This window comes from Falsiroseomonas sp. HC035, assembly GCF_050563525.1.
GTDB lineage: Bacteria > Pseudomonadota > Alphaproteobacteria > Acetobacterales > Acetobacteraceae > Falsiroseomonas.
This window is the reverse complement of sequence record NZ_JBNXUN010000026.1, coordinates 13293-35153: the sequence shown is the minus strand read 5'-3', so window position 1 is coordinate 35153 and position 21861 is coordinate 13293. Positions and strand designations below refer to the sequence as shown.

The window sequence follows — 21861 nt, the reverse complement described above, 5'->3', positions numbered from 1 at the left end:
GGTTTCCCGGCGATTTTGAGGTGAACTCCGAGGCGAGCAGCAAAGGGAAGGCCAATGACGACCCCTGACGTGGCCGTGCGCCTCGGGCTGACGGCCGAGCAGGTCGAGGCTCTAACGACGGTGTCGAGCGGCGCTGGCGAGCCGCCGGAAGTGCTGGTCACCATCGAGGAGGTTGCGCGCCGCCTCGTCCAGGCCGTGCTCGAGTTCGACGACGGGCTGCGCCGACGTGAGCTGGGTGGTGTCGGCGATGGGCTGCTGCCAGGTCATCACGCGGCCGAGGCGGCCGATAGAGCGGCCGAGGGTTGGTCCGACGGGCTTGATCTGGACGCTGATGAAGTGGTGGCGTTCGAGCGTGTGGTGGCGGCCATGGGTCTCACGGCGATCACGGCTATCCGGGCGATGCTTGCTCCAGTGGTCAAGCGTGGCCGAATGATGGGCTGGTCGAAAGATTCAGAGGAGCGGCTAGAGACGATCGCCTTTGTCGCCGTTCGGGTGCTCCCGATGTCGATCATGCCGACCGGGATGATGTGGCCGATAGCAGAGCCGTTCCCGTGGTCGGAGCGAGAGGCCCTTGCGGTGGTGCTCGGCTACGAGGTTCGATGGACCGGCAGCCGAGACCAATTCCTGACCAAGTTGCGCGGCAGGTGGGAGATGAGCAATGGCCGTGCCGTTCTCTGGCAGTCCTGACCCCTCAGCTTAGGTCTGCCATAGCACCGATCTCCCTCTACCCAGTTGTCGGCTCGCTAAGATCGTCACGCAGATGCTCCCCGCCGCCGCGGTCCACTTCGTTTGGCTCCATGTAGAGCCCGCCGCACGCAGCATCGAGGAAGCGGCGCACCACGAGCAGGCCGTCCTGCGTGCCCGAAGTCACGTGGGACATTGGCGGCTGGCCGCCGAAGCTGACGCTCCGATGGGGCCCACGAAGCCAGGCGATGCCCGAGTGCTCGTCCGGGTGCAGGATCTGTAGCGCCTGGTGGATGCCGAGCACGGCAGAGATGCGAGTCAGCACATCCACGTCGAGAGTGAGGTCCCGGTGTTCCCGCACCGTTTTGCACCAGTTGCGGAAGGTCGATGGCGAGGGCAGGCCGAGGACGAGCCGGCGCTCCTCCTCTGTCAGGCGCCAGAGGTCAGCAATGGCGAGGAAGGTCCGCAGGCCTGGCGCGCTTAGGCGGCGCCGGTTCTCCGAGGAGAAGCGGGAAGGATCGAGGCGGGGTGGCCCCTCGGACTGGGCCTGATCGGCTTCGTTGAGGGCAGAGGGATGGAGCATATCCTCTCCTGACGGTTCTCGGCTTGAAGACATCTGAGCGTCTGGCTTCGATGCTGGCCGTCGGTCGCCCTTATGGGTCTTCGGCCGCTCCTATCTCTTCCTTCCTCGCAATCGTTCGATCAAGATCCGCCTCGGTGATAGGCTTCGTCCGCGATGGGGAGCGGCGCTCGGTGTTCGTCGCCAGTTCATTGCTGAGAGCGGAGGCGAACCACAATGAGGCGCATCACGCTCGATGAGTTGTCAGCGCAGGTGGATGCGGCGATTGAGCGCGCCGGGATCGTTTACACCCCTGAATACGTCGATCGCCTGCGGAACAAAGGGCAGTTCCGCACAGCGGAAAAGCGCGAGTTGCTGCGCGCCATTGAAGAGCGCGCCCGTGCGGCCGGCCTAGAACCCATCAAGGCCTACTACTAGCGCGAAGCCAGGTAGAGGTCGTCGTCCACCATGAGCGTCTCGACCGCCTCGGTTTCACCAGCCTTCCTGGCGTTCTCCGCTGTCATCGTCGGGTCGTGTCCGTAGCTGCCATCACCATAATCGCTTGAGATATCGGCGTGTTCGGCTTCTCTTGCCGTGACGCTCATCAACGCCATCAGGGGTCACCTCGCCGAGTTCGGCATCCTCGCGCCCGTGGGGCCGCAGCACATGGGGCGACTGATCGAGCGGGTCGCCGACCCGACTACGCCCATACCAGCCATGGCACGAGAGGCGCTCAACCAGCTCATCGACCAGCTCGTCCAGCTCGGGCAGCGGATCGATCGTAACCGTCGTCTGGCACCCACCTTGCGGCGCGGGCCTCTGATAGTGCGCTGTCGCGGCTGATGTCGCGGCGGGGTTCGGGATGGAAATCGAGGCGGAGGTTGCGAGCGCTCATACGAGAAGTCGTATGAGTGCACGCAGCGAGGTGGTGGAGGTGGTGACCCGCGGTGAGCGGCGGCGCGCTTGGTCGGTGGATCAAAAACGCCTGATTGTCACCCAGACGATGCAGTCCGGTGCGACGCCCACAGAGGTGGCGCGACGCTGGGGCATCGGCACGGGTTTGCTCTACACATGGCGGCAGCAGTTTTATGCAGGGGAGTTGGGCCAACCGCCAGTGCCGGCACCTGCCTTCGCCCAGGTTCGCCTGGCTCCGCCTGTGGAGCCTGAGGCCGCACCGCCGGATCAGCCTCTCGCCAGACCCGACACGGCGCCTGCGACGCCTGGCAGGATGGAGATCATGCTGCCGGGTGGCGCGGTCGTGCGTGTCGGCGCCGATGTTGACGGGGCCGCGCTGCGCCGCGTGCTCGTGGCGCTGGCGTCGCCATGATCGGCCCGGCACCCGGGACGCGCATCTTCCTGGCCTGCGGCCACACCGATATGCGCCGCGGCATGGATGGGCTGGCGGCATTGGTGCAGCAGGCCTTTGGCGCGGATCCCTTCGTCGGCGCGGTCTGGCTCTTCCGCGGCCGTCGCGGCCGGCTGGTGAAGTGCCTCTGGCACGATGGGCAAGGCCTGTGCCTGTTCGCGAAACGGCTGGAGCAGGGGCACTTCCCCTGGCCGGTGACGAGCACCGGCAGCGTCGCGCTGTCGGCCGCGCAGGCTTCGATGCTGCTCGAGGGAATCGATTGGCGAAACCCGCAGCGCACCTGGCGGCCGAGCGCCACATGATCGTCGCGCGGATGTCGATTTCCGCTTGCAGCGACACGGGCGCATCGGTGACGATTCCCTCGTGCCGGACGACATCCCGCAAAGCCCTGACCAGCCCGACGAGACCGCCCTGCTGCGCGCCGCATTGCAGGCGGCGGAGATCCGGATCGCGGCCCTTGAGCAGATCATCAAGGGCTTCCAGCGGGCCCGCTTCGGGCAGAGCAGCGAACGTGTCGAGGTTGGTCAGCTCGCCCTGGAACTCGGCCGCATGCCGGTATTGCCCGAGACCGCGAACGACACGCCGGCCAAGCCCCGCGATCGCCAGGATCACGGCCAGCGCCGACGGAACCGCGGTGCGCTGCCTTCTCATCTCGAGCGCATCGAGGAGGTGATCAACCTCTCCGACCAGGGCTGCCCCTGCTGCGGGATCGCCATGCGCCGGATCGGCGAGGATCGGTCGGAGCGGCTCGACGTGGTGCCGGCGCAACTGCGCGTCCGCGTCACCATCCGCCCGCGCTACGCCTGCCGGCGATGCGAGGAGGGCGTACATCAGGCGCCCGCCCCGGCCCGCGCCATCCCCGGCGGCCTGCCGACCGAGGCACTGCTCGCCCAGGTGCTGGTGGCCAAGTACGGCGACGGCCTGCCGCTCTACCGCCAGGCGGCGATCCTGGCGCGCCAGGGCATCAAGCTGGACCGCTCGACGCTGTGCGACTGGGTCGCCAAGTCCTGCTGGTGGCTGCGGCCGCTGCACGGGCTGATCCTCGGCCACATCACCGGCAACGCCAGGGTCTTCGCGGACGACACGCCGCTGCCGACCCTCGAACGCGGCCTGGGACGGACCATGGACGGCAGGCTCTGGGCCTACGCCGTGGACGACCGCGTCTGCGGCGGCACCGGGCCACCGGCGGTCGCCTACCTCTATGCCCCGGACCGCAAGGGCATACGGCCAGCCGCCCATCTCGTCAGCTTCCGCGGCGTGCTGCAGGTCGATGGCTATGCCGGCTTCAAGGCGCTGGAGAAATCGCGCAACGACGGCTCGGTCGTGCTCGCCTTCTGCTGGGCCCATCTGCGCCGGCGCTTCTTCGAAATCCATGCCGGCACCGCCTCGCCGATCGCGGCCGAGGCCCTGCTGCGCATCGGCGAGATCTACGCCATCGAGCGCGAAATCCGTGGCCAGCCGCCGCAGCAACGCGTCGCCATCCGCCAGGCCAGCACCGCGCCGGTCGTCGCCGCCATGCAGACCTGGCTTCGCGCGCAGCTGAACCGGGTCAGCAGCGACAGCGCGCTCGCCAAGGCCATCCGCTACGGCCTGCGCCACTGGACCGGGCTGGAGCGCTTCCTGACCGACGGCCGGCTCGAGCTGGATACCAACATCGTGGAGCGCGAAATCCGCCCGGTGGCCGCGACCAGAAAGGCCGCACTCTTCGCGGGCAGCGAGGGCGGCGGAGACAACTGGGCCATCGCCACCACGCTGATCCGCACCGCCATCCTGAACGGCATCAACCCGCAGGCCTGGCTGACGGACGTGCTGGAGCGGATGGTCAGCGGCGAGGTCCGCTCGACCCAGCTCGCCACCCTGCTGCCTTGGAACTGGCGCCAGCCCGACACCGCCGCCGCGGCATGAGCCCCCGCCGCGCCCGCCTCCCGGCGCTGGCCCTCGACGACCTCGAGACTTGGCTCGCCGGCCAGCCCGACATCGCCCGGCGCAACTGGACCGTCTCCGCCATCAACGGCTTCTGCGCCGCCCTCGTCGTCGGCCCCGAGCGCATCGCCACCGAGGCCTGGCTCCGCGTGATCTTCGGGCCAAGCCTGCCGACCTCGCCGATAGGCCTCGCCGCTGTCCAGGCCGTGCTGGATCACCGCAACGCCGTCCACCGCGACCTTCACATTGCCCAAGGCCGCCGCTGGCGCCCGCTCTACATGCGCACCGACGACGGCACCGTCCTCCCCGAGCCCTGGGCCGCAGGCTTCATGTTCGCCGTCAAGCGCTGGCCGGTCGCCTGGCGCCCCATGTTCGAGCGCAACGACCACGTCGGCCTCATGCTGCCGATCATCGCCTGCTCGGAAGCCGCGGAGGTCGAGAAGCTGATTGCCGGACGGCCGCAGGAAGTCCGCGACCACGTGGGCCGCGCCTACCACCACATCCCGGAAGCCGTCTGCGGCATCCGCGACTACTGGCGCCACCACCAAACGACGCGCTGAACCGGCCTTCGCCGCACCGTCAAGCCACGATCGCCGTGGGGTCCAGACGACGGTTACGATCGATCAGCTGGAGGCGCAGATGAAGCGGCGCTGCAAGGCCGATCCGGACGGCGCCCGGCTGCTAGCGGTACCCGGCATCGGCCCGATCACGGCGAGCGCGATCCTAGCGGGCGTTCCTGACATCCGAGGGTTCCGGTCGGGTCGTGACTTCGGCGCCTGGCTCGGCCTCGTGCCGCGGCAGCACTCGAGCGGAGGGAAGGAGAGGCTCGGGCGGATCACCAAGATGGGTGACCGAACGATCCGGCGTCTGCTCGTGACCGGCGCACTCGCGGTCATCCGGTGGGCTCGGGCAAAGGAGGGCTTCGCCGCAACCTGGCTCGGCCGCCTGACCGGACGTAGGCCGCTGAAGCTCGCCGCCGTCGCGCTCGCCAACAAGACCGCGAGGATTGTGTGGGCGATGCTGTCGCGCGGCGAAGCGTACCGGGCAGCCTGAGCGAAAGAACGCCGGCCACCTTGGCGGCCGGCGGAGTTGGTGCATCGGCGCTGATGGAGGTGATGACGCGACGGTCGATCGACGAGATCGGGACACCCCGGAGACGTGTACGCGCCTCCAAGCGCGTCAGCTTGATAAGGACCCGATCCGCGGATCTCATCAAGGCCGGCGGCCACGTGCCGCCTCTCGTAGGCCGGACACATGCACGCCGCCGACCCAGCGTCAAAATCCCCAGAATCGCCCTTGCGCCGCGGAGGCCATCCACACATGCACGTCTCCACCAGAGACGCGATGGCCGTCCATCTTTCGCCGCCGTCGTCTCCCGAGGCGAACAACGCGTTCTTTCTGCCCAGGACCACTGGGCGGATGCAACGCTCCACCACGTTGGAGTCGATGTCGAGGCGTCCGTCGTCGAGGAACCGCTCAAGGCCCTCTCGATGGTTCATCGCATAGGGCCTTTTCACGCTCGGCTTCTGTCGTAATCGGCACGACCGGGAGATACATTCGGTAGGCGGCGAGGACGGAGGGCTCGGCCGCAGGCGGAAGCTTTGAGGGAGATCTAGGCGAAAGAGCGAGCCCGCCTGCCCCGACGATGGTGGCACCGAAGAAAGCGGCGACGAAGCCGCGGCGCGGAAGGCCAGAAGAGGCGGGGGCCACGGGCGCCGGCACAGGGTGCAGAGGATCACGCAGCGGTGGCGCTGGATCGCGGCGGCGTGGATTTAGGAACGGGGGGATCTTACGCATAATGGCCTCCGGGGAGCGGAGGCCATCTGACGCATCGGCTCGGTTTTGAAAGCGCGAGCTTAAACGACACCTGCGCCGCACCAGTCGTTGTCCACATGAACAATTGGCCAGAAGGTTCGGCTGGATTTATCGCTTCCAGGCCCGGGTTGCCCTCGACGGCAATAGCCGCTGTTCCTGAAGATCGCCTTCATGGCGTCGTCACTTCCATTCGGAGCCGGAACTCCATCTGGCGGGTATTGTAGATACATGCAGAAGCGACATGCCTCCGGCCTTGATGACTCGCCGGTCGTGTTGACGACGACGCCGGCGGCTTGCGGTGCTGGCTCGTTATCGGTTGGAATCGTCATAGTTGGCTTCCCTTAAGATCTCACGCTTGGCGTTGGACTGTGTGGCGTTTTCGGCTTGTTTGACACAACCGTAGCCGGTGCCTCAGCTCTTTTTGCCGCCGCGACTTTTTGACGCCTTTGCTCCTTTATTTGGTTCTGCTGATCGTTCCAGTCGTTGCCCCATTTCACCTGCTTCTTGATGTCGGGCTTACCCAGGGGCTTCGGTGGGAGAGGGAGACGCGAGCCATCGAGTGCGTCCTCGACACGGCGCCTGATTGTCCGTTTATCGTTAGGGAGTGGTGGTATCCAGGCGACAGCCAGCGCTGTCCGGTGGCGTATTCCGTGTAGGGTAAGGCGATGGTCTATTTCAAAGCCTCCGCTTTTAATTCCTACGGCCTTGGCGCTCTTATGAGCCTGCTCGAGGTTCTTGAGGGCCGCTTCGAGGGAGTGAGCTGTTTGATTGGCCGTTGCGTTGCTCTCTCTCAATTTTGCCAGTGCGCGACCACCATCGATGGCAATCATGTCCTCAGAGGATCCTTTATCTTTCGCTGCACCGGAAATTTTTCCGCGAAGCTTCGGAAGCTCGAGGGCTAGTTTGGCGGCTAGCATTCGCACTGTTTTGGCATTGTCGGCTAAGCCGCGGATGGTGTCGTCTATTCGGATTTGGCGCTCAACGCCCGGCCGACCACTGCCGGCCGATACGATCCGGTAAGCCTCCTGGGCGGTTTCGAGTCCTACCTTCAACGCCAATTTCTCGACCGGGTTGGTGGCTTTCTCAGACGCTGCCTGGGTATGGCCGATGATCGTCCGAAGCCCAGATAGGCGCTTTTTCTCGTTAAGAGATGCGGCTGTAGGCGTCCGTGGCCGACTCTCGCTTTTCACGTCAAGGGCGGCATCGATGAGCATCTGCCGCACTGCCTGGCGTTCGACAATGGTGATGTCTGGTCGCAGGCGGAGGGCTTTCTTTGTAGGCCGCTTCTTGGTGCGTTTCTGCGCCTCATCGTCCCGCTCTATCAGGGCAAGAACCGCGGCGTCCCGTTTGACCTTGCTGTCTTCTGGACGTGACTGATCGTGGGATGTGGTGCCGTTGGGCGGCAGGGCCAACACAGGCTCGCTCTCGTGGGCCAGCCCTCCGCCAAGCTCCTCTCGGCGAGATTCGTCGGATGCAATGGTGGCATTGTCGTTATCCGCCGAGAGTGACGGCGTGACCTGCCCGGGCGGTTCATGCGAACCATGGTTGATGCCGACAGCATCTGCAGGTGGTGGCAAGATCGGTGTGGATGGCGGTGCGGCTTCCTCAGGCTCCGAGGCCGAGACGCCAGTTCCTGGCAGCGCCAGCGGTGATCCTGGTGCGTCCGTAGGCACCCAGTCGTCGATCGGTTCCTGCACAAGCCGGGCGATTTCAATGGCGAACTTTGCCTGGGAGGCGCGGCGGAGGGCTTCTGCCATTTCACCCGGGGCGGCCCGCTCTCGCTCGACTGGCCCGGCCGCACGGCAGGCGTCCTCGACGGAGAGTAACCCCGTACGACCAGCGAGGTATGCGTGGACTGCATCAGCCCCGAATCGCGCCCGAGAAACCCTGGCGCTCGACGAAACTTCCTCAAGCGCGTCCTCTGCGAGGACGCGAATTGGAGAGTCGGCCGGCGCCGCCGAGGCATCTTCGCGGATGAGTGCCACCAGGGCCACGCCAACTCCTTCTCGGATGGCGCGTCGACCCTCCTCAATACTGGCGTCGGGATTGGCACGACGAACGCTATTCCAGTCGCTAGTCAACGTGGTGACTAACGTGATGCGTTGGCTGGGGAGCGTGTCGGCTTCCGCCATTTGACGAACTGCCGCCTCGAGCGCTGCGAGATGCGCGATTCGGAAGACCGGGAGGGCGGTGGCTGATGCTGATGCCGTTGTCTCAACGCTCTCCGCCTGGCGGATATCGAACGACGAGCCCAGGAATTTGTTGGCAGCGTCGTCGATCTCGCGCCTGACCTCATGGATGCTCCGCAGGCCGAGACCTATCGTTCGACCGTCAACCCATGCGCTCACTTTATCGCCTAGCGCACCGTACATGCCGTCGGCCTGCAGTCCCGCGCGTGCAATTCGATGGAGGCCAATTCCGGCGCGGCGCTTTCCGCTTTCGTCGCGTTCGACTGGCTGCACCAGGTAGATCGGATTGCCGCACTTCGTCTGGCTGTCACCAATCCCGAGGCGATATCCTGCATCTGCCAAGACGGTCACGGTCTGGTTAGCCGGCACCGTGTCCAAAAGGCGGTAAAGCGAGATGCGCTCCTCGATATTTGCGTCGTCGCGGCGTGGCCCGAATCGCCTTTCGATCAACGCAGCCAAGTCAGCCGGCTCCATCGCGCGGATATCGCGGTCAACTGGAATGGCACCTACTCGTTGGCCCTGCTCGGCACGGCGGATCATCGACTCAACCACAGCGGCGTGCGCCTCGGGGTAGTGGGCGCGCACCCGGTGCTCAACGGCGACGGTGTAGTGCGAGCAGGTTGCAGGCCAGCAGCGATCATGTGCCCAGCGAGCTGCTGCTACGGCGGTATTAATTGCGTCGTAATAGATGGGGATGACGGTCCCAGTGATGGTGAAAAGTCCGGCGGTGTAGTGTCCGTGCTTTTCGTTGCGTATGCCCGTTGGCTTCGTGTGCTCTAGAAGGATCGCGATCGCAGGCTGTTGGACAGGTCCGCGCTTAGATCCGTCGTACCGGCGAAAAACTGTGTCCTCAAGAAAGTATTTGCCTCGCTCAAAGTCGAGCGCCGTGACGATGAATCCCGCTGGAGGGTTGAGGGATGCATTGTAGCAGGTGTTGCGAAGCTTTTTCTTCTCCTCGATGCTCTCTGATTTTCGGCGAGCCTTTCTGTTCGCTGGGACGAGTTCGATGGCGAGTTCCAACTGGCAAGCAACGAAAGCTGCCTCGACTCTTAGCTCAGCCTTGTTGCTGGATGCGAATTTATCTCGGTCGAGGGATATCCCGCGCACGGCAAGGACCCGGCGGCTGGCATTCCGCCCCTCGTTTGCGAGATAGTAGACGGCCTTACGGGGATGCTGCGAAGCGCGGCCAACCATAATCGTCATGGCACGGCCTCTTCGTCGTCCTCCGCCAGATCCTCTTCCTCCGGCTCCGGGTCAAAATTATGGACCGCGACTGTCGCGGCCCGGACGCGGGTGACCATCTGGCGTGCGTGGTCGAGAACGTCGGCCATGCCGCGCTCGTGCTGAATGCGAATGGTGGCCAGCTCGGCGAACACCTGGGACGATGACGGGGCGGATAGCGCCTGCCCTAGCCGGTCTCGTAGCTGAGAGGACACAGCAATAGCGTCGCTCAGTAAGTCGCGTGTTGCATCAATCCCAGGCTCGATAGTCATACGCGGCATGCTCGCGGCGGCCGGGGCGTGCGCGGATATCTCCGTCTCGTTGGGCTGTGCCCCGTCGAGGAGCCGTATCGCAAGGTCGGCGTCGGCGTCGGCGATGCGAAGGACCGCCTCGACGGCACCGCGTGCCGCCTCTGTGGCCGTGACATTGGCGATCTGGCGCGACGTAGCTAAGCGTGTGGTCAGGCGCTCAATAGCCGCGGCTGCCTCTGAAGAAAGGCGGATAAGGAACTGGCATTTCTTGCCCGCGCCGACGCCCTTTTGGCCGTCCGTATTGCGGGGTTTTGACATCTCGATCTCGTGCCGGGGTGTTTCCCGGATGAGGCGACGATATCGTGTTTCGCAGCGCATGTGGGCGAACCCCAGGGCGCAATACGATAATTTCTAATTTCCTGGGGTTCGGTTACCGGAGCCCGGCTGTCCTGAGCGGTCGTTGGTCCCATCCACAACCGGACCGGCTGGCGCTGATCACCTGCTCCTATTCATCTCGCCGCATTGGCGAAGAGATGAAGTTGCGCGGCATGGCCCGTGCTGGCGGCTTAGCTGCCGCCTTCTTTCTTGGGGCCCCACCCGGAGGCCGGTTTTCCGGCAAAACCTGGGACGCGCGGGCAGCGTGGACCAGGCCGGACGAGGGGTGGGGCCAGCGAGCACGCGCCGAGCCCAGGATGGGCGAGGAAGGCAGGGCATCGCCCGGCCGTGTGATATCAGCGTATTCGCTGGCCGCAAGCGGAATCTCGGCGTCCCGCCGGTTTCCCAGCTTGCGGCCAGCCTTTTCCTTCCCGCTCCCGCGGGTCGGTGGGCCGAAAGGGGGCTCTCCGCCCCCCGAAGTCCGGCCCTAGTTCGCTAAGTCACTGTTTTTGCGTATTTTCGTAGCAGGTTCTGGCAGATAGTCTAAGGACTGGGCCGGACCCTGCAGGATCTTGCAGGATCAGGCAGGACGCTGCCGGACGAATCCCAGGATTCCGCGACACTTCCATTGCGTGCATTTTGTCTCGCCGAGAGATACATTCCTCACATGAAGACACGAACCAGAAAATCGAAGGACGTTGATGTTTCTGGTCGGCTCGTGGATGAGCTGCCAGGCGTGTTCCGGCAATCGCTCAGCGCAGACGGTCGGATAGCCGCGGTCGAGTTGGGCGAGGCGACCCACCGTTATGCGGTGTCGATTTCGGGCGCCCTGCGATGGGCCGGGTTGGTTCGGGCTGTCTGGCCTCAGATCTGCGTATGCGGATATCGCGGCCTCACTGACCGGGAAATGGCTCCTGTCATTTCCGTGGCTGTAAGACTTGGCCGGCCTAATATCGAACTCTGGAATGCTGGGCCGAAGCGCCTCGAAGATCGGCGCCTGGAAATTTCGCCTGCCGTCCTTCGTGATGCGACATCGGCCGAGAAACGCAAGCCTGGCGCGATCCCAATGCGCCACGTCGCTGTCTACTGGTTAGCGAGGCAGCGCCAGGTCGATGTCGCCGATATCGATCCAGCGATTGCCGCAGAGGTGGACGTCTTGTCCGCACGAGCCAAGGCGGGGATCGGTGGTGATGCCATGTCGTCTGCCGCACCGCCCGCGGCACTCCAGGTGCGGTCGCGGCCGTCCGGTCGGTCGTCTCTTGATGATCCGGGAAAGGCCTCCTCGACGACTTCGGTATCGCGCCAGGCTGATGGTGTTCTCAAGGGCATCGGGTCTGTCTCACCGGAGGCCAGAGGCGGCTTTTGTGCGGTTGGCGACCTTGCGGATGACCTGAGTGGGATCCCGGCGGGTCCCTGCGAGGATGACAAGACGGCGGGGGCGGGCGACCGAGTGGACGCCCTCCTCCAAGCGCTGGCCAAGCTGCCAGTGGGGGACAAAGCGCCTCGAACCCAGTCTGAGTCCGATGTGGCTGACTGGGATGATGTGAAAGTCGATTGAGCGAGGAAATCGAGATGAGTGATGTGAAGGCGCCGGAGATTGTCGGCGAGGGAGATACCATAATCGGCGGAGATAGTGGGCCGGGCGAGGTGGACCGTGATGTTGGTCCGGGTGTTGAGGTCTCCGCTGGAGATCTCGCCGCCCTGCGGGCTTCGCTGGTGCCGGACAATCGTCCCCATGCAGCTGCCTCGGTGAAAGGCGGCTGCGGAAAAACGGACGAGGAGACGAAGGTCGCTCGCGCTCGGCTGATCACTCACCAGCCTGTCGCGCTGATTAGCTTCGACCCCGACATCGCGGTGGAGGATAGTTCGGCCGCGAAGATGATGCGCCTGTTTCCTGATGTGAAGGTCCGCAAGCGCTTCGACCTTATGCAGCCGGGTCGTGCAAAAGCGGCAGCAGCTGTTCGCGCCGCAATCACGAGTTATCCTGGCGCGTGCATCGACACCAAGCCAACCGACGGCTTCCACGTCTTTATGGACACGCTAATTGAGGTGTCCGAATGGAACAACGTGAAGTGGGACGGCATGTCACTAAGCCTGGTGCTCGACCCAAGCCCGCAAGCTGTTGGCGAAATCCATGCGAGCCTTGATCGGTTCGAGGAGCTTCGCGGGGCGGTCATCAAAGACGGCCGGGCCGATTTGCTCGAGCGTAAGGTCGTTGGAGAGGGCGAGGGGCGTCGGGTTCGAGGGCTGACGTTGAGCGTCGTCTTTCAGAAGGCGGCTATTGGCGCGGAATGGCACTCGACTTACACCGATCTGAAGGTGGATCCCGCTGGTCGCGACCTTTGGAAGCGCCTGCAGGGCATCATGGTCAGCACTCGTAATCCCGAAGGCTGGATGACGCCATGCGCCATACCGATGGTCGATCTTCGTCTTGCCGGGATGGCGCTTGCGGCTGAGATCGACCTTCTGAGAGCCTGGAACCTGGGCCCTGCGAAGCTTACCGAGGCGCTGGTCCCGGTTTATGGATCGTCCGTCCGCGGCGTTGTGCGTCGAGAGTTCAAGGACCTCGCCGAGCTCGGCGCCGTTACCCTGCGCCGGCTTGCGTTTGCCGGCCTCGCTGGCTGGGCGACGAAGGATCTGGTTCTCCGTATGGAAGCCGCTGGAAAGGTCGCGATGCAGGAGTTTGGCATCGACGCGAGAGCCAGCCGGCTTGTGAACGACACTCTGTGATGACGACGGGGCGCGAGAACTCTCTCGCGCCCCGGTCGGAGGCCCTCTCTTGAAAAATCGGCTGGTAGCGCCGCGGCCTGGGCAGATTCAAATTGCTGAGGCGGCGGACATTCCTGTGACGGTCGACGCCAGGGCGGCGGCGATGATTTTCGATCTACGCCTCATGCAGCTTTATGCGCTGCAAGGGCTGGCGCTGAGCACAGTTGAGGACCGTCGGCGAGCCTTTCTCTTGGAGGAGTTGCCGTACCTCGATGCTGCGCGTTTGCGTCGAAATCCACATGAGCAAGACCAGCTTTTGTCGCATATTGAGGATGCGCAACTGCGCCAGAAGCTCCGAGACATATGGCAGGACACATACCGTCACCGCCAGATTGCCGCTCGCCCCATGGAGGGTGAGCTTGCCGCTTTCGATCCGACGCTGGATCGCGGGCAAGCGTTGCCCTACCCGCTGCCGGACGCCTGGAATGATATCGAGGCGGGTGTTGTCAGGGGCATTCTTGATCTTCCGGACGGAGAGGATGTGCTCGCTGGCATCTCGATGCGGACCGCAGAACTTGAGCGGAGCGCGAACGCAGATGTGCGGCGCGCGGTCGCGGAGGGGCAAGCCCAATTTGAAACCAACTGTTATGTCGTTTTTGACTTGATCGATGGGGTTCCGAGTGAACCCCGGCTGCTCTGCGAATTTGAGCGCCTGCTAGACCCGGCACCCGAGCCAGGCTGGATTCCGCTATCGCCTGCCGTTCGCGCTCACATGGCGAAGGCCGATGCAATTGCTTTCGGGCGGGGAACCAGTGGGGAGGTCATGGAGACGGGGCGGGCTTCGACTGTCGCGGCAGGTGCCGTAGCGTCGACCAGGCGGGTAGCGGTAGGCGCCCGTGGCGGCCGGGACATTGATCTCGCGCCGTGGACCCCTTCGTCGAAGACCGAGCTGATCGTGCGGGCTGCCGTGATTGGCAGAGACATCCATTCGTCCGACCGCCGTTGGATACTCCATGGTGTTGAGGTGGCCGCGGTTGTTGAAGAGGCCATGCGGAAGGGAACGGAAGATCCTATTCTGGCGGCGGCCGTCGCAATGGTCGGAACATTAGAGTCCGCGGAGGGAGAGGATCAGATCCGTCGTGCGTTAGACCCTGAGTATGCGGGATCCTTCCTGCGGGAGGTTGGGTGGGACTCGTCCTACATCAGGCAAGGGGTATGCGGCCTGGCAGGCGTCCTCGCCAGGGCGACGCTGTTCGGTCGTGAGTTTCCGCAGCGAATGGAGGCGCGTAGCTTGGTCGCTGCTGACCGCATCTACCGCGTTTCCCTGCTGCCCCGCACAGGACCGAGCGGCGTCAGTAATCCTGGCCCGCAGCCAATCACGTCTCAAGTGGAGAAGGGGCGTTTTTCCGCCGAGGGCCGCCGCGTCGCTGTTCGGGAAGTGGCAGGCGATGGCAGCATGGGGGAAGAGCCGGCCGGGGCCTTCGTGGCCCTTTTAGCTCAGATGCCTAGCCTTCCTCCGCAGGAGCGTGGGGCACGGGTGGCTCGGTTCCAGGAGGAGCTTCGACTGGCGCAGGCTGGCGGGGTGGCCCTGGTAATCCGCTCGGAGTTCGAGGGGGCCATCGCGTTCGTTATCCGTCTTGCCGACATCTCAAAGCGGGTGGGCGGCCTTCCCCCGTCTGTTGAACAGGTTGGTGCTGTGGCGGAGGCCGTAATCGATCAAATCCGTCGAACGACGATTTGGAGGCCGGAGGTGGCGTTGTTTGTTCGAGAGGCTCAGCGCGAGGTCGTGGAGGCGCTGCCACTGATTGCCGCTGCCTGGAGTGCTGCGCCGCGCCCGTCCTTGGTGACAGAAGTGCTTCGTCTCGCCCGCGCGATGGGGAAAAGCCATGTATCGCGACCGCCTCATTCGTGAGCCGGACCTCGGCGTTGACCGGGAAGTCGGGCGCAACCGATCGCGCCGTCTCCGCGACGAGATCGTACAGGCGGAGATCATTGAAGCCTCGCTCGTCGGTCGGTTCGTGGGATTGGCGCCGTCACTACTCCAGCGTGATCGAGAGGCGCTAGGCGATTTTCTACTCTCTCGTCTTAGCGCGAATGGCGAGCGGGCGCCTGCGCCAGCCCGGACACTTCTTCAGTCAGCGGTGAGGAAGGCCGCAGCGCAGCCCGATCCAATCTCCAGGAACGATGTGTCTATTCTGGTGGCGAGTGCTGCGCAGTTTACTCGCACCAGGGCCGCTCCACCGGGCGCACATGATGGAGTTATTGCAGCAGGCGCCGCTCTCCATGCGGCGGCTGACGCAGCCAGGCGTGCATGGCTGGATCGAGAAGATCAGATGCAGGTCGAGATCGCCCGCCGGCTGGCGGAGCCGTTCGGTCTGCACCAGGCTCGCGCTCGTATGTGGCTAAGCAGTTTGGGCGACCGCGGAGGTGCGCTCTTCGAAGTAGTGCGACGGCGTGCTCTCTCAATGCTGAAGGCTTCAGTGGCAATGGCATTGTCCCGGCCACGTGTCGCATTGGTCGGCGTCACTGCGCTCGTGCTGTTCGCCGGCGGCGATGCGGTCCTTTCGGCAGTCGTCACAGCGGGTGACAGGACAGCCAGCGTGGTAGAGATGGTGGCGACCTGGTTTTTCGCTTCAGCGATGACAGGGGCGTCGGCCTGGGGGGCCGCGGGCGCGGTGGTAGCCATGGCCGCCGGTATCGGCGTGCCCATGGTAGCGTCCCGGCCCGCCGACGCGGCGCCGGCCTGTGGGCCGGTCGAGGTAGTCCAGGGTATTCGAGTTGCCATCCCGGTCGCTGCCGTAGAAGGCCCTGTCGCCGAAGGCTCCCCACCTCGCGTCGCTTTTGGCGCAGCGATCGGAGCGGCGGCCGGGTTGTTTATCTGGTTCGCATTGATCGTGTTCGCGGCGCCGGTCGGCATAGCGCCGGCAGGCAGTTTCGCTCGCGACAGCGCTCGCGCGACGATCGTCCCGGTGGCCGGTTGGTTGGTCGCTGCAAACGGCGAAGCTGTGGTGGTGGTAGACCCTACCGCCCCAGAGCATCTGCGTTGGCGCCAGATGTCTCTAGTCGACGGCGCAACGCCGGCCATGCGGGATCTAGAAGTTCTCGATCCTGCCGCCGTGGGGCGTTCGGTGACGCGGTGTGGGTGGTGGTGTGCGCCGCGTCGCTCACCGGCCGATGAGGCGTCGCTGGCCGAGCGGTCCGGTAGAGTGCGGGACGCTTGGGTGATTGGCGCAATAGAGTCAATTATGCGCCTACTGGGATATCCGCCTGAGCCTGACAAGGAGGCTGGGGCTGGCACCGTCCGCCAGGCGCTTGATCGTGCCGACCGTCACCTCGCGCCCGGTCAAATTAGCAGTCTCCCATGGGATCAGCGTCGACGGTTCACGTCTGACGCGCTCGGCAATCTTCGGTTGATGAGGGATCGGCTGGCGAGGCAGGATGAAGAGGCAGCTTTTCTGACCAGCCAGGGACCGAAGGTCTCACTTGAGGCGCAGCGGGATCGTGCGGCGGCGGTCGTTCAATACCGCCGTGATCTGTCCGCTCGCCTCGATGGTCTAATCATCCGCTACGAAGAACTTGATGCAAGCCATAAGTGAGCTGCACCCGGTTTCCCTGGACACCCATTTGTCCCAGTGACCAGCCCCCATTGAGTGGTCCGGGGGAAATTTTAGTGGATTGTCGCTGTAGCAGGCTGGGCTGATCCTGCCGGGCCAGGACCGGTGGCCGCGGCAGGGGCTCTCGGCATAATCACCTCGGGTGCGGGCGGCCGGTAGCCGAGTGAGGAATGCGGGCGCGCTGTATTGTAATGTGTACGGTTCGTAGACATCGTTTCAACGGCTTCGGTAGGCTGTGGACTTGAGGGACAACGCTGCGCGTTGCCCACAACCCCACAGCCTCAGCAGCAGCAAGCCGATTGTCGAAGAAGCAGAAAGAAGAAGCCGAACGTGCCGTGCGGCGGCGCCGGACATGGATCGCGGCCTACCGGGAGCTCGGCGACGCGGGCGCGGTCTGCCGCCGGTTCGGCATCTCGCGCCCGACGCTGCGCAAGTGGCTGCGGCGATATGACGCCGATGGTGATGCTGGTTTGGCGGAGCGCAGCCGGCGGCCACGCCAGTCGCCGGCACGGAAGGTCGGGGAGAGCGAGGCCGAGTTGATCGTGCGTCTGCGTCGCGAGCGGCGCCTCGGCGTCAAGCGTCTACGCATCGAACTCGAACGCCTCCACGGCCTGCGGCTCGCGGCGTCCACCCTGCACAAGGTGCTTGCCAGACAGGGGTTGAGCGCGCTGCCGCGGAAGCGACGGGTTCGCCACATGCCGAAGCGATACAGCCGGCCGGTGCCTGGAGAGCGCGTCCAACTCGACAGCTGCAAGATCCGGCCGGGGCTCTGGCAGTTCACGGCGATCGACGACTGCAGCCGATATCTCGTGGCTGCCTTGGCGCCGCGGCGGAGTGCGGCGGCTGCGCTGACGTTCCTCGAGCAGACGTTCGAGGAGATGCCCTTCGCGGTGCAGCGCGTGCAGACCGATCGCGGCACCGAGTTCTTTGCCGAAGCGGTGCAGCGCCGCCTGATGGCCTGGTCTGTAAAGTTCCGCCCGATCCCACCACGCTCGCCGCACCTCAACGGTAAGGTCGAGCGCGCGCAGCGGACGGTGCTCGAGGAGTTCTGGGCGACGGTGGATTCCCGGGCGCCGGACGTCGCGGATCAGCTGTCCCAGTGGGTTCACCACTACAACTGGCACCGGCCGCACGAAGGCCTGGGCGGGCTGTGCCCGATCGACCGGGTCTGCGAGCGGGCCGGCAAGACGCCGATCTGGGCTGAGGTCGCGGATACCTATGACGCGACGAACGAGCGCGTGCAGGTGCGCGAACACGCCGTTGAGATGGCGTTACGACAGTTGAAATGATGTCTGCGAACGGCACATGTAATGCACCCGCCAATTTTCGATCAGCACCTTTGCCTCAGCAAGCGTGTTGAAGATCTCGGCTGCCAGCAGCTCGTCGCGCAGCTTGCCGTTGAAGCTCTCCACGTATCCATTCTCCCACGGGCTGCCAGGTTCTATGAAGGCGGTCTTGGCACCGACACCGCTGATCCAGCCCTTCACCGCCGTCGCCGCGAATTCCGGCCCGTTGTCGGAACGGATATGGGCTGGCGTGGCGCGGACGATGAAGAGGTCCGCCAGCACGTCGATCACATCAGCCGCCCCCAACTTGCGCGCGACCCGGATGGCGAGCGCCTCGCGCGAGAACTCGTCCACCACGCACAGCATGCGAAACTTGCGGCCATCCCGGGTGCGGTCCTCGACAAAGTCATAAGCCCAGACATGGTTCGGCCGCTCAGGGCGCAGACGGATGCAGGAGCCGTCATTCAGCCACAGCCGCCCGCGCTTCGGCTGCCGTGGCGGCACCTTCAGCCCCTCACGCCGCCAGATGCGCTCCACGCGCTTGTGGTTGCACCGCCAACCTTCAGCCCGCAGCAACGCCGTAATGCGGCGATATCCGTACCGCCCGTACTGCCGCGCCCAGTCGATGATCGCCGCTGTCAGCGCCGCTTCGTCGTCAGCCATCTCAGGCGCCTTGCGCTGCGTCGAGCGGTGCTGTTGCAGCACACGACAGGCAAAGCGCTCCGAGACGTCCAGCTTGGCCACAACCTGTGCCACACAGGCCCGACGCCGCGCGGCGCTCAGAAGTTTCCCGACGCGGCTTCCTTGAGCACCATCTTCTCCAGTGTCAGATCCGCCACCGCCTTACGCAGGCGGCCGTTTTCCTGCTCCAGCTGCTTCAGGCGTTTCACCTGATCCAGCTTCAGCCCGCCGTATTCAGAGCGCCAGCGATAGTAGGTCGCCTCCGTCACGCCAATCGCCCGCACCGCCTCCGACACCGCTTTGCCCTGTGCCATGAGCACCTCAACCTGCCGCAGCTTGGCGACAATCTCCTCCGGCTTGTGATGCTTCCTCGCCATCGCTCACCCTCCGCTGTGCCTCCGGCCCCTCATAGCCGATGGCCCACTTCTAGGGGGGCAGGTCAGCCGGTGAACTCGAAGCGCGGTGGAACCTGGCGCTTGAACGCGTTGGCGGCATCGAATGCAGGATCAGCGAGCATGACGCCGCCAGCGCGCCGCAGGCCACGCTTGCGCCGGTGTCTTTCCAGTCTCTCGCCGAGGATCTGCAAACGGTGTGGTCCGCCCCAACGACCGATGCCCGACTGAGGAAGCGGATCGTGCGCACCGTGATCCACGAGGCGATTGCCGATCTCGATGATGCGACGGCGGAGATCGTGCTCACCATCCACTGGGTGGGCGGCGCCCATACCGAACACCGCTTGCCACGGCGCCGGCGCGGACAGCGCAACAGCACGCCCGGAGATGTGGTCGAGGCCGTGCGTGTCCTGGCGCTCCTCGTCAAGGACGACGTAATTGCCGGCATCCTCAACCGCAATGGCCTGAAGACCGGCAACGGCAACCGCTGGACGCGCGAGCGGGTCACGTCGATGCGGACCAAGCACCAGATCCCAGTCTATCGCCATGCCGAAAACGATGTCGAGCCTTGGCTCAATCTCAGCCAGGCGGCGTCCGCCCTCGGGATCGCGCCAAAAACCCTGCGTCTCGCAGCCGAACGGGGCGAGATTGCCGCGATCCATCCTCTTGCGGACGGCCCCTGGATCTTTCGCCGAGCCGATCTTGGTGGACCCGCCGCCGTCAGGCTGCTCGAACGCGCCAGGAGCGGCCGGAACCACCCCGCAGGACCAGGGGCGGCGCAGGAAACCCTACCCCTATCAATAACATAGCGAGATGTGCGTTGTGACGAGACGTTGTAGAAGCCGTCGATGTATCGGCCGATAGCGGCTGTGGCGTCGGCGCGTGTCTCGAAGGCGGTGCGCCAGACGAGCTCGGCCTTCAGCGTCTTGAAGAACGTCTCGACCATGGCGTTGTCGAAGCAGTTTCCCCGCCCGGACATGGAGATCAGGATGCCGTTGGCCTTCAGCTCGGCCTGGTAGTCCACGGAACAATATTGACTTCCGCGGTCCGAGTGATGAACCAGGTCGGTCGCTGGGCGGCGCATGACGACGGCTTTCCGCAGCGCGGCCAAGGCAAGGTTGCGGTGCAACCTGTCGCTGGTCGACCAGCCGACGACGCGGCGGGCGAACAGGTCGATGACGACGGCGAGGTACAGCCAGCCCTCCCTCGTCCAGATGTAGGAGATGTCGGCGCCCCATTTCCCGTCTGGGCCTGCCGCCATGAAATCCTGATCAAGCAGGTTCGGCGCCATCGGCCACGCGTGGTGACTGTCGGTGGTTCGCTTGAACCGCCGCTTCTGCCGGGCCCGCAACCCATTCTCGCGCATCAGGCGCCCCGTCCGGCGGTGGCCGACGGACAGGCCGTCGTCGCGCAGTTCGCGCGTCATGCGCGGGCTGCCGTAGGTGCCGTTCGACAGCGCGAAGGCCGACCGCACATGCGCCAGCAGCACCATGTCCTCGTGCTGACGGCGGCAGGCCGGGCGGCCCTTCCAGGCGAAGTAGCCGCTTTGACTGACGCCAAGGACGCGGCACAGGCGGTGCACGGGGAACTCCTTCTTCGCCTCGTCGACGAGCTTGAAGCTCACCGACTTCCCTCCTTGGCGAAAAAAGCGGTGGCCCGCTTCAGGATATCCCGCTCCTGGCGGAGGATCTCGTTCTCCCGCCGCAGCCGCTTCAGCTCCGCCGCCATGTCCGGCGACCCCGATCCGCCAGATGCTTCCGCCGCCCGATCCCGGCTTCGGCCGAGCCAGCGCACCAGCGTCGAAAGCCCGACCCCCAGATCCTCCGCGATCTCACGTTGGGATCGGCCGCTCGTCCGAACAAGGCGGATCGCCTCGTCCTCAAATTCCTTTGTAAACCGTCGCTGTTGCTTCATGAGGGTCCTCTTGCATCATCGGGACCTCTCCACTTTCCCGAAGCAAGTCCACACTTACATGGCCATGCCGAACGAGCGTCCGCGTGACGCGGCACAGTTCGGGCCAGAGCGGGCCGTCGATTGGGTTGAGCAGCAGGAATGCCTCGATGGCCGCGTCCATGATCTCCGCGTCCGTGCGTGCTCCTGCGGAGGCAGCAAGCTCGCGGTCGGTGTCACTCATGTAGTCAAGCCAGTCACCGTCCTCGAGGGTGATCTCGGCCGCTTGCCGCCGGGCGCGCTCGACAGCGCGGCGCGCATGGACCTTGCTGCGATAGCGACCCGCTGCCTTGGCCTCGTCGTTCGGTTCCCACCAGGGCCACAGATCGTCCGCAAGACGGGCTGCGCAGTAGCCAACCGCGCCAGCAACGGCGACTAGGCGCGTCTGCGCCGGGGTCACTGAGCTCCGGCCGAAGTTCATCTTGCCGGTGTAAGCATACCAATCAGTACCGAGGAAGTGCACGTGGAGGCGCGTTGTGGCGTAAGCGTGCGTGGCCCCGGCGTGGAGCGCCATGACGACGTGACCGGCCTCATGAGCGGCCGTCTTGCGCCTGTCGATCGCCAGGCCGCGCAGCTCGCGGCGCCGCTGAGCGTCCTTCCAGCCGCTGACGACCCCTCCAGCGTAGAGAACCTCCGGGTCATTCGGGTCTTCGGGATCGAGCCCGAGGGCTCGGAGCACGCCTACGGTGGTGCAGAACTTCATCATGGATCCTCCTGGCCTCTGGGTGCCAGAACGGATCGTTTCTCGCACGCAGTTTATTTGACGTTCGACGACATTTTTCAGTTGAAAAAAACTGCAAAATCAAAGACCTAATAAGAGGTTAACGTAACCGGGGCAAATTCCTG

18 protein-coding genes and 5 pseudogenes are annotated in these 21861 nt (G+C 64.8%); 13 read left to right on the top strand and 10 right to left on the bottom strand.

The features are described 5' to 3' along the window. Positions 1-54: 54 nt before the first annotated feature. A complete protein-coding gene (locus ACLF3G_RS27265) occupies positions 55-687 on the top strand; it encodes a hypothetical protein (RefSeq protein ID WP_430672532.1) in 633 nt (210 codons plus the stop codon). Between the two features lie 37 nt (positions 688-724). On the opposite strand, the gene ACLF3G_RS27260 is transcribed toward ACLF3G_RS27265, so the two are convergent. Next, positions 725-1267, bottom strand: a complete 543-nt coding sequence (locus ACLF3G_RS27260; protein ID WP_430672531.1) for an antitoxin Xre-like helix-turn-helix domain-containing protein — start codon at positions 1265-1267, stop codon at positions 725-727. A 213-nt stretch (positions 1268-1480) separates the two neighbouring features. Here ACLF3G_RS27260 and ACLF3G_RS27255 point away from each other — a divergent pair, with 213 nt between their 5' ends. Beyond that, a complete protein-coding gene (locus tag ACLF3G_RS27255) occupies positions 1481-1681 on the top strand; it encodes a hypothetical protein (protein WP_430672530.1) in 201 nt (66 codons plus the stop codon). Here the strand turns inward: ACLF3G_RS27255 and ACLF3G_RS27250 are convergent. After that, positions 1678-1848, bottom strand: coding sequence for a hypothetical protein (locus tag ACLF3G_RS27250; protein ID WP_430672529.1), 171 nt, complete (start codon positions 1846-1848; stop codon positions 1678-1680). The two genes, ACLF3G_RS27255 and ACLF3G_RS27250, sit on opposite strands and share 4 nt — an antisense overlap. Between ACLF3G_RS27250 and ACLF3G_RS27245 the strand changes: the two genes are divergently transcribed. The 6 genes and pseudogenes from ACLF3G_RS27245 to ACLF3G_RS27220 form a co-directional block, all read left to right on the top strand. Beyond that, entirely contained in the window at positions 1838-2086 is a 249-nt protein-coding gene (locus ACLF3G_RS27245) for a hypothetical protein (RefSeq protein ID WP_430672528.1), read from the top strand. The two genes, ACLF3G_RS27250 and ACLF3G_RS27245, sit on opposite strands and share 11 nt — an antisense overlap. Before the next feature lie 19 nt (positions 2087-2105). Continuing rightward, positions 2106-2570 (top strand): IS66-like element accessory protein TnpA, encoded by a 465-nt coding sequence (gene tnpA, locus ACLF3G_RS27240; protein ID WP_430672527.1) that lies wholly within the window; start codon positions 2106-2108, stop codon positions 2568-2570. After that, a complete protein-coding gene (gene tnpB / locus ACLF3G_RS27235) occupies positions 2567-2911 on the top strand; it encodes an IS66 family insertion sequence element accessory protein TnpB (protein ID WP_430672526.1) in 345 nt (114 codons plus the stop codon). Before tnpA ends, tnpB begins: the two co-directional genes overlap by 4 nt. 73 nt (positions 2912-2984) lie before the next feature. Next, a complete protein-coding gene (gene tnpC, locus ACLF3G_RS27230) occupies positions 2985-4514 on the top strand; it encodes an IS66 family transposase (RefSeq protein ID WP_430672534.1) in 1530 nt (509 codons plus the stop codon). After that, entirely contained in the window at positions 4511-5092 is a 582-nt protein-coding gene (locus tag ACLF3G_RS27225; RefSeq protein ID WP_430672525.1) for a YecA family protein, read from the top strand. The genes tnpC and ACLF3G_RS27225 overlap by 4 nt, the downstream gene beginning before the upstream one ends. Positions 5093-5147: 55 nt before the next feature. Continuing rightward, positions 5148-5585 (top strand): annotated as a pseudogene (locus ACLF3G_RS27220) (IS110 family transposase); the annotation flags it as partial. A 269-nt stretch (positions 5586-5854) separates the two neighbouring features. Here ACLF3G_RS27220 and ACLF3G_RS27215 read toward each other — a convergent pair. From ACLF3G_RS27215 to ACLF3G_RS27205, 3 genes and pseudogenes are all read right to left on the bottom strand, one after another. Next, positions 5855-6037 (bottom strand): annotated as a pseudogene (locus ACLF3G_RS27215) (IS66 family transposase); the annotation flags it as partial. A 651-nt stretch (positions 6038-6688) separates the two neighbouring features. Then, on the bottom strand, positions 6689-9739 hold the full coding sequence (locus tag ACLF3G_RS27210) for a hypothetical protein (RefSeq protein ID WP_430672524.1): 3051 nt from the start codon (positions 9737-9739) through the stop codon (positions 6689-6691). Next, entirely contained in the window at positions 9736-10386 is a 651-nt protein-coding gene (locus ACLF3G_RS27205) for a hypothetical protein (RefSeq protein WP_430672523.1), read from the bottom strand. The genes ACLF3G_RS27210 and ACLF3G_RS27205 overlap by 4 nt, the downstream gene beginning before the upstream one ends. A gap of 664 nt (positions 10387-11050) precedes the next feature. Here ACLF3G_RS27205 and ACLF3G_RS27200 point away from each other — a divergent pair. The 4 genes from ACLF3G_RS27200 to ACLF3G_RS27185 all read left to right on the top strand — a co-directional run bounded on the left by ACLF3G_RS27200 (position 11051) and on the right by ACLF3G_RS27185 (position 16688). Further along, positions 11051-11941, top strand: a complete 891-nt coding sequence (locus ACLF3G_RS27200; RefSeq protein ID WP_430672522.1) for a hypothetical protein — start codon at positions 11051-11053, stop codon at positions 11939-11941. A gap of 14 nt (positions 11942-11955) precedes the next feature. Beyond that, positions 11956-13113: a hypothetical protein gene (locus tag ACLF3G_RS27195; protein WP_430672521.1), complete on the top strand. Its 1158-nt coding sequence runs from the start codon at positions 11956-11958 to the stop codon at positions 13111-13113. Positions 13114-13162: 49 nt separating this feature from the next. Next, positions 13163-15004 (top strand): hypothetical protein, encoded by a 1842-nt coding sequence (locus ACLF3G_RS27190; protein ID WP_430672520.1) that lies wholly within the window; start codon positions 13163-13165, stop codon positions 15002-15004. Positions 15005-15425: 421 nt separating this feature from the next. Beyond that, entirely contained in the window at positions 15426-16688 is a 1263-nt protein-coding gene (locus ACLF3G_RS27185) for a hypothetical protein (protein WP_430672519.1), read from the top strand. Positions 16689-16759: 71 nt separating this feature from the next. Here the strand turns inward: ACLF3G_RS27185 and ACLF3G_RS27180 are convergent. Further along, a pseudogene (locus ACLF3G_RS27180) lies at positions 16760-16933 on the bottom strand (integrase core domain-containing protein); the annotation flags it as partial. Positions 16934-17041: 108 nt separating this feature from the next. Here ACLF3G_RS27180 and ACLF3G_RS27175 point away from each other — a divergent pair. Beyond that, positions 17042-17995 carry an IS481 family transposase gene (locus ACLF3G_RS27175; protein ID WP_430672533.1) on the top strand — a complete coding sequence of 318 codons (954 nt, stop codon included), beginning with the start codon at positions 17042-17044 and terminating at the stop codon, positions 17993-17995. Positions 17996-18013: 18 nt separating this feature from the next. On the opposite strand, the pseudogene ACLF3G_RS27170 reads toward ACLF3G_RS27175, so the two are convergent. The 4 genes and pseudogenes from ACLF3G_RS27170 to ACLF3G_RS27155 form a co-directional block, all read right to left on the bottom strand. Beyond that, positions 18014-19050, bottom strand: a pseudogene (locus ACLF3G_RS27170) (IS3 family transposase); the annotation flags it as partial. Positions 19051-19112: 62 nt separating this feature from the next. Then, positions 19113-19613 carry a hypothetical protein gene (locus ACLF3G_RS27165; protein ID WP_430672518.1) on the bottom strand — a complete coding sequence of 167 codons (501 nt, stop codon included), beginning with the start codon at positions 19611-19613 and terminating at the stop codon, positions 19113-19115. 284 nt (positions 19614-19897) lie between these two features. Beyond that, positions 19898-20979: pseudogene (locus ACLF3G_RS27160) on the bottom strand (IS3 family transposase); the annotation flags it as partial. Then, positions 20945-21721, bottom strand: a complete 777-nt coding sequence (locus ACLF3G_RS27155; protein ID WP_430672517.1) for a hypothetical protein — start codon at positions 21719-21721, stop codon at positions 20945-20947. The gene ACLF3G_RS27155 and the pseudogene ACLF3G_RS27160, both read right to left, overlap by 35 nt. Positions 21722-21861 lie beyond the last annotated feature (140 nt).